Source organism: Paenibacillus sp. CMAA1364 (genome assembly GCF_054373195.1).
The window spans coordinates 23,418-37,666 of the sequence record NZ_JBITNB010000031.1; the positions used below are offsets into that span (position 1 = coordinate 23,418).

Annotated in this window: 15 protein-coding genes and 12 tRNA genes; 1 reads left to right on the forward strand and 26 read right to left on the reverse strand. The window is 39.4% G+C overall.

The genetic code is table 11. From position 1 onward, the window contains the following. Positions 1–82 precede the first annotated feature (82 nt). The 4 genes from ACH8E3_RS14835 to ACH8E3_RS14850 all read right to left on the reverse strand — a co-directional run bounded on the left by ACH8E3_RS14835 (position 83) and on the right by ACH8E3_RS14850 (position 3,509). A complete protein-coding gene (locus ACH8E3_RS14835) occupies positions 83–1,351 on the reverse strand; it encodes a MerR family transcriptional regulator (protein WP_458633425.1) in 1,269 nt (422 codons plus the stop codon). Positions 1,352–1,547: 196 nt separating this feature from the next. After that, a complete protein-coding gene (locus ACH8E3_RS14840; protein WP_458633426.1) occupies positions 1,548–1,847 on the reverse strand; it encodes a hypothetical protein in 300 nt (99 codons plus the stop codon). A 180-nt stretch (positions 1,848–2,027) separates the two neighbouring features. Then, positions 2,028–2,816 carry a TrmH family RNA methyltransferase gene (locus ACH8E3_RS14845; protein ID WP_458633427.1) on the reverse strand — a complete coding sequence of 263 codons (789 nt, stop codon included), beginning with the start codon at positions 2,814–2,816 and terminating at the stop codon, positions 2,028–2,030. Positions 2,817–2,846: 30 nt separating this feature from the next. Then, a complete protein-coding gene (locus tag ACH8E3_RS14850) occupies positions 2,847–3,509 on the reverse strand; it encodes a potassium channel family protein (RefSeq protein ID WP_458633428.1) in 663 nt (220 codons plus the stop codon). Positions 3,510–3,631: 122 nt separating this feature from the next. On the opposite strand from ACH8E3_RS14850, the gene sspI reads away from it, so the two are divergent. Beyond that, positions 3,632–3,865, forward strand: a complete 234-nt coding sequence (gene sspI, locus ACH8E3_RS14855; RefSeq protein ID WP_458633429.1) for a small acid-soluble spore protein SspI — start codon at positions 3,632–3,634, stop codon at positions 3,863–3,865. Positions 3,866–3,956: 91 nt separating this feature from the next. Here sspI and ACH8E3_RS14860 read toward each other — a convergent pair whose 3' ends face one another. The 22 genes from ACH8E3_RS14860 to ACH8E3_RS14965 all read right to left on the reverse strand — a co-directional run bounded on the left by ACH8E3_RS14860 (position 3,957) and on the right by ACH8E3_RS14965 (position 14,181). Next, positions 3,957–5,540: a peptide chain release factor 3 gene (locus ACH8E3_RS14860; RefSeq protein WP_458633430.1), complete on the reverse strand. Its 1,584-nt coding sequence runs from the start codon at positions 5,538–5,540 to the stop codon at positions 3,957–3,959. Positions 5,541–5,646: 106 nt separating this feature from the next. Further along, positions 5,647–7,197 carry a glucose-6-phosphate dehydrogenase gene (gene zwf / locus ACH8E3_RS14865; RefSeq protein ID WP_458633431.1) on the reverse strand — a complete coding sequence of 517 codons (1,551 nt, stop codon included), beginning with the start codon at positions 7,195–7,197 and terminating at the stop codon, positions 5,647–5,649. A gap of 170 nt (positions 7,198–7,367) precedes the next feature. Continuing rightward, positions 7,368–8,126, reverse strand: coding sequence for a YwmB family TATA-box binding protein (locus ACH8E3_RS14870; RefSeq protein WP_458633432.1), 759 nt, complete (start codon positions 8,124–8,126; stop codon positions 7,368–7,370). 73 nt (positions 8,127–8,199) lie between these two features. Beyond that, positions 8,200–8,847, reverse strand: a complete 648-nt coding sequence (locus ACH8E3_RS14875) for a response regulator (protein ID WP_458633433.1) — start codon at positions 8,845–8,847, stop codon at positions 8,200–8,202. Continuing rightward, entirely contained in the window at positions 8,825–9,901 is a 1,077-nt protein-coding gene (locus tag ACH8E3_RS14880; RefSeq protein WP_458633434.1) for a sensor histidine kinase, read from the reverse strand. The genes ACH8E3_RS14875 and ACH8E3_RS14880 overlap by 23 nt, the downstream gene beginning before the upstream one ends. A 20-nt stretch (positions 9,902–9,921) precedes the next feature. Next, the gene (gene liaF, locus ACH8E3_RS14885) at positions 9,922–10,569 is read right to left on the reverse strand and encodes a cell wall-active antibiotics response protein LiaF (RefSeq protein ID WP_458633435.1); all 648 of its coding nucleotides are present in this window, start codon (positions 10,567–10,569) and stop codon (positions 9,922–9,924) included. Between the two features lie 126 nt (positions 10,570–10,695). Beyond that, positions 10,696–11,397 (reverse strand): PspA/IM30 family protein, encoded by a 702-nt coding sequence (locus ACH8E3_RS14890; RefSeq protein ID WP_458633436.1) that lies wholly within the window; start codon positions 11,395–11,397, stop codon positions 10,696–10,698. 3 nt (positions 11,398–11,400) lie between these two features. Further along, the gene (locus ACH8E3_RS14895) at positions 11,401–11,838 is read right to left on the reverse strand and encodes a PspC domain-containing protein (protein WP_458633437.1); all 438 of its coding nucleotides are present in this window, start codon (positions 11,836–11,838) and stop codon (positions 11,401–11,403) included. A gap of 4 nt (positions 11,839–11,842) precedes the next feature. Further along, positions 11,843–12,517: a PspA/IM30 family protein gene (locus tag ACH8E3_RS14900; protein WP_458633438.1), complete on the reverse strand. Its 675-nt coding sequence runs from the start codon at positions 12,515–12,517 to the stop codon at positions 11,843–11,845. A gap of 41 nt (positions 12,518–12,558) precedes the next feature. Next, positions 12,559–12,858, reverse strand: coding sequence for a hypothetical protein (locus ACH8E3_RS14905; RefSeq protein WP_458633439.1), 300 nt, complete (start codon positions 12,856–12,858; stop codon positions 12,559–12,561). A 192-nt stretch (positions 12,859–13,050) separates the two neighbouring features. Continuing rightward, positions 13,051–13,132 (reverse strand) — tRNA-Leu (locus tag ACH8E3_RS14910). A gap of 19 nt (positions 13,133–13,151) precedes the next feature. Further along, positions 13,152–13,228: transfer RNA gene (locus tag ACH8E3_RS14915), tRNA-Arg, on the reverse strand. A gap of 17 nt (positions 13,229–13,245) precedes the next feature. Then, a tRNA-Leu gene (locus tag ACH8E3_RS14920) sits at positions 13,246–13,334 on the reverse strand. An 11-nt stretch (positions 13,335–13,345) separates the two neighbouring features. Beyond that, a tRNA-Cys gene (locus ACH8E3_RS14925) sits at positions 13,346–13,416 on the reverse strand. Between the two features lie 12 nt (positions 13,417–13,428). Beyond that, positions 13,429–13,503: transfer RNA gene (locus tag ACH8E3_RS14930), tRNA-Gly, on the reverse strand. A 7-nt stretch (positions 13,504–13,510) separates the two neighbouring features. After that, positions 13,511–13,585, reverse strand: a tRNA-Gln gene (locus ACH8E3_RS14935). A 17-nt stretch (positions 13,586–13,602) separates the two neighbouring features. Further along, a tRNA-His gene (locus ACH8E3_RS14940) sits at positions 13,603–13,675 on the reverse strand. Positions 13,676–13,728: 53 nt separating this feature from the next. Next, a tRNA-His gene (locus ACH8E3_RS14945) sits at positions 13,729–13,804 on the reverse strand. Between the two features lie 26 nt (positions 13,805–13,830). Further along, positions 13,831–13,904: transfer RNA gene (locus ACH8E3_RS14950), tRNA-Trp, on the reverse strand. A 10-nt stretch (positions 13,905–13,914) separates the two neighbouring features. Further along, positions 13,915–13,999, reverse strand: a tRNA-Tyr gene (locus ACH8E3_RS14955). Positions 14,000–14,002: 3 nt separating this feature from the next. Next, positions 14,003–14,078 (reverse strand) — tRNA-Thr (locus tag ACH8E3_RS14960). Between the two features lie 27 nt (positions 14,079–14,105). Continuing rightward, positions 14,106–14,181: transfer RNA gene (locus ACH8E3_RS14965), tRNA-Phe, on the reverse strand. Positions 14,182–14,249: the final 68 nt, after the last annotated feature.

Consider the following 14,249-nt stretch of genomic DNA (forward strand, 5'->3'; position numbering starts at 1 on the left):
ATCACCATGTCAACATGACATTGTGAAATTTTGCACATATAAAAATGCTAATATGTTGATTACATGGGGTCAACCCAATGTTTTATAAAACCATATTTCTTTTCCGCTCATGATGCTTTTCTGAGAATACGATGTCTAAATTCGCCTTCTTCTTGCCCACATACAGTGTCAAAAATTGTTCCGCATCATTTAACTCAAGATATTCGTTTTTCTCAATAACCGGACCTATATCTGTCACATCTAATTCCATTAGATCTAATCTTTCCATTTTCTCAAGCATTGTATTTCTAGAATAAGCATCTCTTAATTCAATAGGTATACGCATAAAATCTCTACATTTGGTACCTAGATTGAAATAGGATCCCGCCCATACACCCCCGGGTTTAAGAAGTGGAGATACATCTTCCAGTAATGATTGGTTGGTTGATTTGGTATATGCTCTGCTTAATCCATGATCGATCATAATATCTATCGTAGATTGTGCTAACGGTAATCGGTCTACATCACAACAGAAAAAGATAAATTCATGATGTTCATGCTGGAGCATTAGGTTCCTTCTAATATTAGCTATTCTTTCTTTATCCTGACAATTCAGAATATAGGTACACTGGTTGGGTAAGTAATCGATATACTGCATCAGGAATCTACCCACACAATGGTCTAATTCCAATATATACTTAGGCTTATTCCCGTAATTCTGTAAGTAATCTATCAATGTGGTTATACCGTTATACATAAAGTTAATATATTTAGCTGAGGTCACCTCTAGGAATGCTGTCTTCGTAGGAGCTCCCTTTTTGTTATTCGTTACTGTTCTATCTATGTATATTCCTTTTTCAATAACTGCAGCGTAACCACATGAACACTGAATATCAGCCTCTAAGATCATATTGCGTTCTATATTGCCATTACTGAAATCTAACGATTCGAAACAACAAGGACAACGTAATATAGCTATGGAGGATATCGGAAAACCTAAACTCCTCTGTTTACTTTTTCCGGCCGCTTTTAGATTATCTATTCTGTCTGTTAATAAGGACTCTATGTTTTGATACTTTTGTTGCTCTTGGATGACATAATCCTTCTTTCTTTCTAACAAAGCTATATAAAACGTTATATATTCGGCTGTTTTATCCCCTTCAAGACGATGAAAGCATAGAATTTCCTGTATTTCGGTTAATGAAAAGTCTAATTGTTTCAGCCTAACGATTTCTTGGATATCCCGGCTATCTTCGTCCGTAAATCTATATTGACAACCCTGCTTCTCAACAACTAATAGCCCCATATCTACATAATGGCGTATCGTATCTTGTGTTACTTTATTCCTTCTTGAGAATTCACCAATTTTCATATCTCATCACCCCTTTATGTGTCATTATTCATGACTACTACTATCTTATAAAAGTAAACGAATATAATTAGTGAATTATATCACAATGTGTCTTATAACTATTATATACTATCGACCACTTATTGCTTGGTAACCATTAGATTACCAAGCTGTACAAGTATTCGTCCCATGCACTATAGGTTATAATATCCGCAAGTTAATCTCGATTTACAGTAACTAGTCCATATTTAATTTTGATTCGATCTAACTTTTCGATCATTGCCTGCGAAATAAAGAAAAGGAACACTACGGTAGCTATGGCATGCACCATATCGAACCAGAACGCTGAGATATATGTCGTCATCAAAGCTTTCCATGAGAACTCTGATGTGAACATAAGAAGCGAACCAATATTAATGATACCACCGTATATGACAAAAGTAGTCAGCCCACCGAACAAACACAAAGATAGTTTGGTTCGCTTCAGTAGCCCTTTCTCATATAATATATCTGCCACGTTATGATTTTGTTTCTTCTCATTCGGTTCATCTTCCTCTCACTCCAACGTAATCATCAGTCAGTGTTATATAACAACAAAACACTCAACACGGAAACGCTTAGGAAGTCTTCAGAGCAAATAGCACAACCGTTGCACTATTTAATACTTCTCCATCGTTCATAGAGTGAATGGTTATCATTACACATAATATCTTTGTCTCATCGCCTCAAACATAAGAATGGAGGAAGCCATGCCCACATTCAAAGATTCAGCTTGTCCTCGCATAGGAATAATCAATCTTTCATCGACTAGTTGCTCTACTTGATCAGACACACCTTTGGCTTCATTACCCACAACTAACCATGTTGATAAAAATGCGAAATTATATTCATAACATGTACTGGTTGCCTGTAAGCTAGTACTAATCAATTTAGCACCGTTCTGCTTCGCTTGGGGAAGAATATCGAGCAAGTTCCCCTCCACTACAGGTAGATGAAAAAAAGATCCCATCGTGGATCGAATCGTCTTAGGATTATACATATCAGCACATCCATGACCTATAATTACACCATCTGCACCTGCGGCATCTGCACTACGAATGATTGTCCCTACATTGCCAGGATCTTGAACACCGTCTAAGACCATCACTAGACTATTCCGAATAGCTAGTAACAGATCTAGGTTCATTGTCCTTTTACGAATAACGGCGAATATCGGTTGTGGAGTAATCGTATCTGTACATTTCCCAATCACCGCTGCGGTTGCAGCAATCCATTCCATATCATAACTATCTATTGATTTCAACTGCACAGGCACACCTTTTGCACCATCATATACGATACATTCAATATCAGCTTTAGCCTTCAAGGCTTCTTCGACAAGATGAACGCCTTCAACTATATATTTGTGATCCCGATCTCGATGCTTCTTTTCTAACAATTGGGCCCATTCTTTTACCCTTACATTGTTTACCGATGTGATATCCATCTTTATCTCTTCCTTATCCTGAACCCACAATTATTTATTAAATGCTTGTTCTAGTTTATTCAAATCATCTTTTTGTCCCAATATCACAAGGACATCTTCTTCTCTTAAAAGTTCATTGGCATTCGGGGAAATGTTCATCTTAGTACCTGTTTTGATCGCCATCACGTTACATCCAAAACGGGCTCTCAGTTCTAGTTCTTTAAGGTTCTTACCAAGCATATGAGACGATGTTTTCATCTCGACAATACTATAATCATCAGATAGCTCAATATAATCTAGAATATTAGGTGACGTTAAATGATGAGCCACACGAAGCCCCATATCCCGCTCTGGGAATATCACTTTATCCGCACCAATCTTTTGCAATACTTTCCCATGAAGTTCATTCTGGGCTTTCACAATTAAAGTAGCTATACCCATATCCTTCAGTATAAGCGTCGTGAGAATGCTGGATTGTATATCTTGACCAATAGCAACAACAACGACTTCGAAATTCCGAATACCGAGTGCACGTAAGGCATCTTCATCCGTTGAATTAGCAGATACGGCATGAGTGACTATATTAGAAATTTCCTGAATTCGTTGTTCATTGGAATCAATAGCTAATACGTCATATCCCATATCCGTAAGCGCTGTTGCTACGCTTGATCCAAATCTCCCCATACCTATAATAGCATACTGCCTTTTAGCCATTGCTTAACCTCCGATTGTTCAAATATATTCAATAATTATAACACATTGCTACACAAACTTGAATTTGAGAACTACAAGAGGGGAATATTAAAAAGGAATTACACATAGGAGGAGGAAATGAGATGCCAATTGTACTCGACTTACGCCAAGCGATCATTCACAAGGTTCATAATAAGAACGATAGCGAACTTAGGGAAATGATTGAAGGTTCTGTGGATGGCCCAGAAGCAGCATTGCCTGGTCTTGGTGCTATCTTTGAGATGATATGGAAAGATATTGAACACCCTCAGCAAGAAGAATTAATACAAATCGCTCAAAAGCATCTACAATCGGTTACACCTGCACCACTACTCTAAGTTGTCGGTTGATGTCATGAGTATGGAATTTAGTGAACTATATTAAAATCCCTCTAGCCTTTAAAAGGCTAGAGGGATTTTATCGTTGTGTCTATGGAGCCATTTCTAAGAACTTAGCATTCGGGTTTTTCTCCATCGCGGTTCTCATGGCATACTCGTTCTCAAATAATACAACATAGTTTCCTTTTTTATCTTTAACAAGTGTTGAGTTGATTCTGAATTTACTTGCATCCACATTGTCATCAATTAACCATCTTGCGAATTGATATTGCATGCGCTGAAGCTGCACTTCGACACCATATTCGCCCTTCATACGGTATTCAAAGACTTCGAATTGCAACTGGCCTACAACCCCAAGAATCGTATCGTCGAAACTCACCGTCTTGAATACTTGAATGGTTCCTTCTTCCGTCAGCTGGTCAATACCCTTTTGGTATTGCTTATGTTTGAGAGCATTCTTCACTGTAACTTTTGCAAAAATCTCAGGTGAGAATGTCGGAAGTTCTTCGAAGATCATATCACTTTCCTGGCTTAATGAGTCCCCTATCCGGAAAATCCCGGGATCAAATAAACCAATGATATCACCTGGATAGGCTTCTTCTACAATATCTCGATCTTGAGCAAGAAATTGTTGAGGTTGTGACAGCTTAATATCTTTTCCAACCCGGATATGCTTCACGCTCATGCCACGAGTGAATGTACCTGAAACAATACGCAAGAACGCAATTCTATCTCGATGGGCAGGGTTCATATTCGCTTGAATTTTGAATACATAACCTGAGAATTTCTCATTCGTCGGCTCTACAAGACCACCCACACTTTGACGTGGTTCTGGCTTAGGAGCCAGTTCCAAGAAGTTCTCTAAGAAAGTCTGTACGCCGAAGTTATTAATAGCACTCCCAAAGAATAGTGGTGTCAACTCACCGGAGTTTACCTTCTCAAGATCAAATGGATCTCCTGCTACATCAAGAAGTTCTAAATCCTGGCATAGTTGGTCATGTAGATACTCGCCCGCCATCTCACGAATGATGGGATCACGGTAACCAGTTACCTTCTGAACTTTAATAACAGAATGGTCATTTCCTTGAAATAGCTCAACTTGATTCTTCATACGATCATACACACCACATAAATCACGGCCTGTGCCGATAGGCCAGTTCATAGGGATTGATCGGATACCTAAGACTTGTTCTAACTCTTCCATAAGATCAAAAGGGCTTTGACCTTCTCGATCTAACTTATTTATAAACGTAAAGATGGGAATGCCTCGTTTAGCGCATACCTGAAAAAGCTTCACTGTCTGTTGCTCGACACCCTTAGCAACGTCTATTAGCATCACTGCACTATCCGCAGCAGTTAAGGTACGATACGTATCCTCACTGAAATCTTGGTGACCTGGTGTATCTAGAATATTCACGCGGTGTCCATCGTAATCAAATTGCATCACCGAAGAAGTAACCGAGATTCCACGTTGCTTCTCTATTTCCATCCAGTCACTTGTCGCATGCTTGCTCGATTTACGTGATTTGACAGTACCCGCTAAACGAATAGCACCACCAAATAAAAGTAATTTCTCAGTTAAAGTTGTTTTCCCAGCATCTGGATGGGAAATAATCGCAAAAGTTCTACGTTTATCCACTTCCTTCTGCAAAGTTGAGTTTGTTGCTTCGCTCATTTCATAATTCCCTTCATTTCTAAATTCATGTCTACTATTGTACCACATTTTTCACGCAAATCATCCTCATGCCACCTTGCATGAGGATGATTATTTTTAAGAAAGTTTATTTAAGCTTTTGCCAAACCACATTATCTTCATCTTGGCCATTTACAGGCCACCAATGGAAGCCATCCTGTTCAAGAAGCTCTTCTGCTTCCTTAGGCCCCCAAGTCCCTGCTGCATAAGTGCTTAGTTTATCAGGCTCAACTGCCCATGCTTCAGCAATACGGTCTACAAATGACCAAGCTGATGCCACTTCATCCCAACGAGTGAAATAAGTGGATTCACCACGTGCTGCATCATGTAGTAAACGTTCATATGCTTCTGGAGAGTTAATGCCAATCATACAACTTTGACAGAAGTCCATCGCTACCGATTGAATATCAGCTTCAGATCCTGGCTTCTTCGCATTAATCTTGAAGTAAATTCCTTCCATAGGGTTAACACGAATAACCAAGAGGTTCGGTTCAAGCTTATGTTTCTGACCTAGATATACATTCGTTGGCATACTGCGGAACTCAACAACAATCTCAGTTGTCTTTACCGGCAGCCTTTTTCCTGTACGGATATAGAACGGAACACCTGCCCAACGGAAATTGTCGACGAATAAGCGTGTAGCGAAATAGGTCTCTGTATTTGAGTTAGGATTAACCTTGTCCTCATCGCGATAAGCAGGCAACTGCGTATCGCCAATATTGCCTTGAACATATTGTCCACGAATGACATTACGTTCTACTTCTTCAACGGTCAAATAAGGTCTAAGTGAACGAAGTACTTTAACTTTCTCATCTCGGATATCTTCTGCCAACAACCGACTTGGTGGCTCCATCGCTACCATAGCTAATGTCTGAAGCATATGATTCTGTCCCATATCCTTCATAGCACCCGCATTGTCATAATATCCACCGCGCTCTTCAACACCTACAGTTTCACTTAAAGTGATCTGGATATTAGCAATATGTTTATTATTCCATAGCGGTTCAAATAGGGCATTTGAGAATCGAATAACCTCGATATTCTGAACCATTTCTTTCCCAAGATAATGGTCAATCCTATATATTTCTTCTTCTTTAAACACTTGTCGAATTTGCTCATTCAGGATTTCAGCAGACTTCAAATCGTAACCGAAAGGCTTCTCGATCACAAGACGATTCCATCCTTTACCATCAAGCATGCCACCTATTTCTAAATTGGATGAGACACTTCCAAACAATTCTGGTGCCAATGCCAAATAGAACATACGATTACCAGGAATATGATAACGTTCTTCAATTCTCTCTGTTTGTTCCTTTAATTCACGAAATCCATTAATATCATTAATATCTAGAGATTTATATTCAAAATGCTGAGCGAATGTATACCATTCTTCCATATCTTCCGCCTTATATCGACAGAATTCTTGAATGGATTTATAAACGTCTTCCCTAAATTCCTCTTGGGTTCTTGGTCGGCGTGCAATTCCAATCACTGCAAAATCCTCTGCCAATTTGCCTTCACGATACAAACTATATATAGCAGGGAACAGTTTTCTCCTAGCTAAATCACCAGTTGCTCCAAAAAGAAAAAATACTGCATTCGGGTTCTGTAATTCTTCAAGATTTAAGTTCTCAGCCATGGCTCCTCATTCTTTCTATGTAATATAGTGTATTTTTATGCATCATATCAGTGTTACATTTTTGTTAATGGTTAAATGATGTGAATTTATTCTAACATATTGTTAACCAGTATGCTATCTTATTCCTGACAAAGTTACTCAGGTTAATGTATAATATGAATATTATTCATTCAGAATTCGATTGTAATCATAGGAAATCCTATCGTTATACGATTCGCTCCTAACGTTTCATCATAATGAACAGCTGTTTGTAAATCTATATATTTGTCACCACTAACTAAGTTAAACCCCAGTCCAGGAACTTGATAAGAGTGACTTAATGTCGTTACATCTTGATAGGTTTCTACCTGACTGTAGTTCATATGGTATTGCAATCTCTTCTCAACCATGTTCATTGTTAACGCAATAGATTGTGCTTCCTTAACATTCCCTTGCAAGGACATATTCCATACAGCATTAATCTTCATTATTTGACATTGTGTTTGAAATCTATCTTGAAAATCTATAATAGTTCTTTGTTCTGTTGAATCGTCGGCTTCTACGGCCAGTATCATATAACTCTTGTCCTTTGAAATCACTTGCCAATACATGGTGATAGTGATTCCGTTCATGGTTGTCAGTGACTTATAGTTGACATGGTCGGTATCATGTGAGACTTGTGGTAACGTTAGTCCCATATGATGTGCTAGCTGTTGTGCTGCTTCTAATGTACTCAAATTGCCATCGTTCATCCATTCACCTTGCCATTTAACAATCACACGATGTGGAGAATCCATCAATTGTTCACCCAGTTGGAGTACACTTGCAAGGCTTGTATTCTCTTCAATACGTTGTGAAGCTTCAGAAGTATTCCATGCTAATCCTATCACACTGATACCTAATATAAATGCTATAAATATCATTTTAATAAACTTGCTTGAAAGTACCATTATGGCATCCTACCTTTCGATTCGAAATCTATGAATCTATTAAATAGAATGTCCAACTCACTATTTTTTATACCTATTCTGCTAAACCATTCTTGTAGGCGTAAATCGCTGCCTGTGTACGGTCATCAACACTTAATTTAGATAAAATATTCGTAACATGAAATTTGACCGTTTTGATGCCTATGATAAGTTCATCAGCAATCTCTTGATTTGACTTACCTTTCGCCATCAAACGCAGTACATCCATTTCTCTATCCGTTAACTCTTTATGTGCCGCCTCTACTTGTGGATGGCGTATACGATTCATCATTTTAGACGCCACTTGGGATTCTAGGACAGATTGACCACGAGCTGCTGCACGAATGGCTTCGGCAATTTCATTTGCACGCGATGTTTTAAGTAAATAACTAAATGCTCCTGCCTCGATCACAGGATACATCATTTCATCATCCAAATAACTCGTCAATACGATAACTTTACATTCGGGGTCCAACTTCAATATTTGTCTGGTAGTCTCTATGCCATCCATACCATCCATAACAAGATCCATTAGCACTACATTAGGTTTATATTCCGTAGCCAATCGGATACCCTCTTCCCCACTACCAGCTTCTCCAACCACTTCTATTCCGTCTTCCGTCCCTAATACTGCTGCAAGGCCTATTCTAACCATCTCATGGTCGTCCACTAACAATACTTTAATCTCCGTATCGGTCTGCATTGTTCTCCACCCCCGTCTCTTCATGTACAATAGGAATTGCAATTTCTATTCTAGTCCCTTTATTTATGGCTGTAATCCATTGAATGGATCCACCAATTTCCATTACGCGTTCTTTCATATTCAATAGACCATATGAAGTCTGCTTCTTATCATCCAGTTCAAATCCAATTCCATCATCTCGGATGACAAGTCGTAAGGTGTCCTGTTTCTGATGAATTCGAATCTCCATCTTGTTTGCTTTGGAATGACGAAGTGTATTAGACATAGCCTCTTGAATAATTCGAAACAAATGATTCTCGATTCCTTTCATTAAATGAATACCCTTATCCATTTCAAAGATGATATCCATAGGAACCTTTACTTTGAATTCATTTACAAGTTCAGTTAACCCTTGTTCTAAAGGCTTTCCTTCTAAATATACTGGGCGTAGATGAAGAAGTAACGCTCGCATCTCCGATTGAGCAACTGCTGACATCTCCTCAATGAGGGTAACCTGCCGCTTCGCCTTATCAAAGTCCTTATCCAGTGTTCTTCCAACGGCTGTTGCCGTCATAGAAATTGCAAACAACTGTTGTGATACAGCATCATGTAATTCCCTAGCTAGTCGCTGTCGTTCTTCAACTATAGCAGATACTCTTGCCTGTTCTGCTAATTCTGCATTATGTGTAGATAATCGTTGAAGTGTTGTTACTTGATCTTCCCATTTCTTACTAATACGTCCGAATTGTTCACCTAACCGTCCTACCTCGTCTTGCCCAAGCATAGGTAATGAACGGGATACGCTCCCTTTTTCCCAGGACAATAACGTTACCCGCAAAAGATCTAATTTGCGCTTCATCCGATAGCTTTGAACAAACCCACTTATTACACCTAATCCAACAGGTACAATTAGGAGTGTACTAACCGTCTTAAACTCAACTTTCCAAGTGTTAAAAGGAGCTAAATAGCCATATGTATATAACAAATAAATAATACTGTGAAGTAATATTAAAGAAATAATAGCTCCTTCACCCATACTTCTAGACAACATGTTGACAGGCTTCTTGGGTTTCACTAGAGGAACCGCTCCTATCTTTAGGTTAATCGTATATCTAAATCTCCTAGTATATAGGACACCACAAACTTAACTTTATATTCACTATCTACATAATTCACTGATTTCCATGTCAAACGATTCATCATGCCGCTATCTTGTTTACCATCGAAATTAATGGATCCAAACAAAACAAAGGCTTCTATTTCAATACCATAATAATCGGGTATATCCATATCCATATCACCCATAATTCCTTGAAACATAATCACGGTTTCCTTATCTTCTGGCATAGCAAGAGACACATCCAAATCACTCTCACCAAGGACATGCCATACACTCATACTTTTCATCACCCATGGCGATTGATCCCAATCAAAATTTGACATAAAGCTCGTCTTTTGCATAAAGTTTTCTTTGATATGGATCTTCTTAGATTTGGCATAGAATAATCCTAATGAGATTAAACATATCGCAACGATAAGGATCAAATGATCCAATAGAATTAGACCGGCACCCACGCTAAGGAGTATGTAACCTTTTTTAATACGGCCATGAAGTATTCTGTATACCCCAAGAACCAATAACAGAAGAGCTACGATAGTTAAGAAGCTAATCCACTTGCCAAAAAGTATTAGTGCACCAAAAGCTATAAGTACAATGGCCATGGTCCTTTTCTTCTTATCCATAGTATTGCCCTCCTTCTATTAGTAATTTGTATGCGTTATGGAGTTGGAAAAGCCATAGCAGTGCGGAATTACACACTGTATGGCTTCCCCTATATAGCATATCATACTATTGTTTATAAAGAGTAATTATTCATTACTTTCAGGCTTTGTTGAAGCTGGTGCATTTAACTTCCCTTTAAGGGCATTTAACTGTTCTTCCACCTTTAGGTTCTTCTCTGCATCTAAAGAGTTCGTGTATCCTGCGTGTACTGAGCGATAAGGAATTTGCATCACATCAGCCTCTGCTTCTAATTGCATGATCTTTTCTTCCATACGATTGAACCCAAGCGATGCACTACCACTTTCAATCGTGTGTAGACTACTCACCTGTGACATCTGCTTCTTTGCTTTTGCCATTTGCGCACGTGATACTAATTCATTACGTTTATTGCGCATTTTATAAAATTCATCTTTCATCTCATGCAACTGTTGTACTAATTCTTTCGCTTGAATCTCGGATTGTACGTATACCTCTTGATACTCAGACTGCTTTTGATCAAAATAAATCTTTTCCTCTAGCAATTTACGTGCAATGTCTTCTTGCCCATTCTTCAAAGCAAGTTCGGCTTGTGTTTCACGTTGTACACCCATCTTCACGGCTTCTTCTACACGTTGCTTCATACGACGTTCATTAGCCATCTGTTTCGCTACAGTAACCTCAGCTTCGTGAATCTCTGCTTCCATGTCACGTAAATACTGGTTCAACATCACAATTGGATCCTCTACTTTATCTAATACCTCATTAACCGACGCCTTTGTCATATCTTTAATTCTTTTGAATACTCCCATATCTTACACTTCTCCCTTCTCGTACTTAGATAATTTAGCTTTTAATTCTTCGACTTCTTTCTTTAGAGCCTTCTTCTCGATATCTTTCATCATGTCATCTAGGTTAGACTCTGTATTTGAGAATGCACCTGGATTGGAGTTGTTATATTGTGAACCAGAACCGTTATGAAATGAGCCACCATAATTCTGATTAGGAGCACCATACACATGTTGACTATGGTTAGGACTCCCATTACCAAACTGATTAAATGGGGGTGCATACTCTTTCGGAATGACTAAAGATGCAATGAAATAAATGACGAGTGAAGTACCACTTGTAAACGGGATACTAATCAATAAAATAATTCTTAGTAGTGTTGTATCCATTCCCCATATTTCTGATAGTCCACCACATAAACCTGTAATCATTTTATTACGTGAGGAACGATATAATTTACTCATGAAGTTACTCCTTTCCATTATCTTTCAGTTTCTTTTTCAATTTAGCCATCTCTTGTTCCAAAATTGCAGATACCGAAACACTCGCTTGATCCAAGAATTGTTGCCCGGACTTTCTGAGTTCACGTAAACTGCGAGCTTCAAATTCCCTATCTGTCATGTTATCTTCTAACCGATTGAACATTCTAGGAATATCTTTTCCACCGAATTCACCCATGCGTTGATTCATTCGTTGTTGTATTCTTAAATTCTCCATACGTGCAGCGTAATACTGACGTTTACTGTATACTGACTGATATTCCATCTTGAGCTCATTCATTTGAGTCTCTAACTCATGGAGTGACAACCTAGTCTCATCTAATAATTCTCCATATTGCTGAACTTTCTCTTCATGAATAATTTTCTCTTGAAGTGCTAATTTGGCTAGATCATCTTCACCAGCTTTTAACGCCATCAGTGCTTGTTCTTCACGTTTATCTCTCATCGTGGTGGCTTGATCAACTTGTTGTTTCAACTGCTTCGTGTGCGTTGCAACCTGTTGATATAACTTCTCAACCTCTCTAATATCATCCCGTGTAGCTATAAGGAACTGATCAATTAACTTAACCGGATCTTGCGCTTGCTCCAGACGCTCATTTAGTGTTGCAACTGTGATATCTCTCATGCGACGAAAAACACTCATATTCTTCTACTCCCTCCTTAAACAATTCTTAATGGTGGTGGCTAGAATCTTCTCCCCCTATTGTTAAGAAGTGAAATTCCAATCACAATGACGATAATTCCTAGTACGGGTCCGATAAGCCAAGATAATTTAGCTATCAAGGAAAGAATACCAATCGTTAATATAATCCAACCTATTAATACTCTTCCACTACGAACACCGTAATAACCAAGAGCAATTAGAACGATTGGAAATACTAATCCCAATAACCTACCAAGCAAAGGACCAAAAATCCCAAGAAGCATCAACGCCCCAATGATAATTAGAAATACCGCAAAACCTTTTCGCTTCTTTTGATCCATCCATACTCACCACCCTTCATCTCTTTTCCTTATGTACTTATTGTAGGTCTAATCTTGATTTTTCAAAACAGACCACAGACGGTTTTTCATACTAGACCTAAGGCGGGGAACTTTATCGTCTTAGGTCGGATAAACACAAAAAAGGGTTATATCATTGCTTACTAAAGCAATGATATAACCCTTTTTTCTATATACCGATGGCCGGACTCGAACCGGCAAGCCTCGCGGCACCGCATTTTGAGTGCGGCGTGTCTGCCAATTCCACCACATCGGCTAATTGATGGTAATAACAATGGTGCGCCCTAAGAGATTCGAACTCCTGGCCTTTTGATTCGTAGTCAAACGCTCTATCCAGCTGAGCTAAGGGCGCGTACAAATAATTTTAAATGGTGCGGAAGACCAGACTTGAACTGGTATGATAGTAACCTATCGCAGGATTTTAAGTCCTGTGCGTCTGCCGATTCCGCCACTCCCGCAAAACTAATGAAGGCGCCACCCAGATTTGAACTGGGGATAAAGCTTTTGCAGAGCTGTGCCTTACCACTTGGCTATGGCGCCATAAAATAAAAATGGAGCGGACGACGGGAATCGAACCCGCGACCCTCGCCTTGGCAAGGCGATGCTCTACCGCTGAGCCACGTCCGCAAGATAATGGCTGGGGGTATAGGATTTGAACCTATGCATGACGGAGTCAAAGTCCGTTGCCTTACCGCTTGGCTAACCCCCAACATTTATATAAAAAAGGGCGACCGATGGGTCTCGAACCCACGAATGCCGGAACCACAATCCGGTGCGTTAACCACTTCGCCACGACCGCCATAATAAAAATACTAACTTATCAAACACATAATACGACTAACTACAAAAAAATGGGGCGACCGATGGGTCTCGAACCCACGAATGCCGGAACCACAATCCGGTGCGTTAACCACTTCGCCACGACCGCCATACAAGAATGAAATTAGTTTCTTTTGGCAGGGGCAGCAGGAATTGAACCCACACTAACGGTTTTGGAGACCGTTGTTCTACCCTTAAACTATGCCCCTATAAAAGAAATGGTGGAGGATGATGGATTCGAACCACCGAACTCGATGAGAGCAGATTTACAGTCTGCCGTGTTTAGCCACTTCACTAATCCTCCATATGGTGCCGTCGAGAGGACTTGAACCCCCAACCTACTGATTACAAGTCAGTTGCTCTACCAGTTGAGCTACAACGGCGCACCTAAAACAAACGCTAACATAAAATGGTGGCTCAGAACGGAATCGAACCGCCGACACAAGGATTTTCAGTCCTTTGCTCTACCGACTGAGCTACTGAGCCAAACAATAATCAATAATGGCGGAACCGACGGGATTCGAACCCGCGATCTCCTGCGTGACAGGCAGGCA

Bases quoted from the DNA above. Each gene is read 5' to 3' on its own strand.
- ACH8E3_RS14850 (WP_458633428.1), bottom strand. From the start codon at position 3,509: ATGGCTAAAAGGCAGTATGCTATTATAGGTATGGGGAGATTTGGATCA.
- ACH8E3_RS14895 (WP_458633437.1), bottom strand. From the start codon at position 11,838: ATGAGTAAATTATATCGTTCCTCACGTAATAAAATGATTACAGGTTTA.
- ACH8E3_RS14870 (WP_458633432.1), bottom strand. From the start codon at position 8,126: ATGGTACTTTCAAGCAAGTTTATTAAAATGATATTTATAGCATTTATA.
- ACH8E3_RS14860 (WP_458633430.1), bottom strand. From the start codon at position 5,540: ATGAGCGAAGCAACAAACTCAACTTTGCAGAAGGAAGTGGATAAACGT.
- zwf (WP_458633431.1), bottom strand. From the start codon at position 7,197: ATGGCTGAGAACTTAAATCTTGAAGAATTACAGAACCCGAATGCAGTA.
- liaF (WP_458633435.1), bottom strand. From the start codon at position 10,569: ATGGATAAGAAGAAAAGGACCATGGCCATTGTACTTATAGCTTTTGGT.
- ACH8E3_RS14900 (WP_458633438.1), bottom strand. From the start codon at position 12,517: ATGAGTGTTTTTCGTCGCATGAGAGATATCACAGTTGCAACACTAAAT.
- ACH8E3_RS14875 (WP_458633433.1), bottom strand. From the start codon at position 8,847: ATGCAGACCGATACGGAGATTAAAGTATTGTTAGTGGACGACCATGAG.
- ACH8E3_RS14835 (WP_458633425.1), bottom strand. From the start codon at position 1,351: ATGAAAATTGGTGAATTCTCAAGAAGGAATAAAGTAACACAAGATACG.
- ACH8E3_RS14845 (WP_458633427.1), bottom strand. From the start codon at position 2,816: ATGGATATCACATCGGTAAACAATGTAAGGGTAAAAGAATGGGCCCAA.
- ACH8E3_RS14890 (WP_458633436.1), bottom strand. From the start codon at position 11,397: ATGGGAGTATTCAAAAGAATTAAAGATATGACAAAGGCGTCGGTTAAT.
- ACH8E3_RS14905 (WP_458633439.1), bottom strand. From the start codon at position 12,858: ATGGATCAAAAGAAGCGAAAAGGTTTTGCGGTATTTCTAATTATCATT.
- sspI (WP_458633429.1), top strand. From the start codon at position 3,632: ATGCCAATTGTACTCGACTTACGCCAAGCGATCATTCACAAGGTTCAT.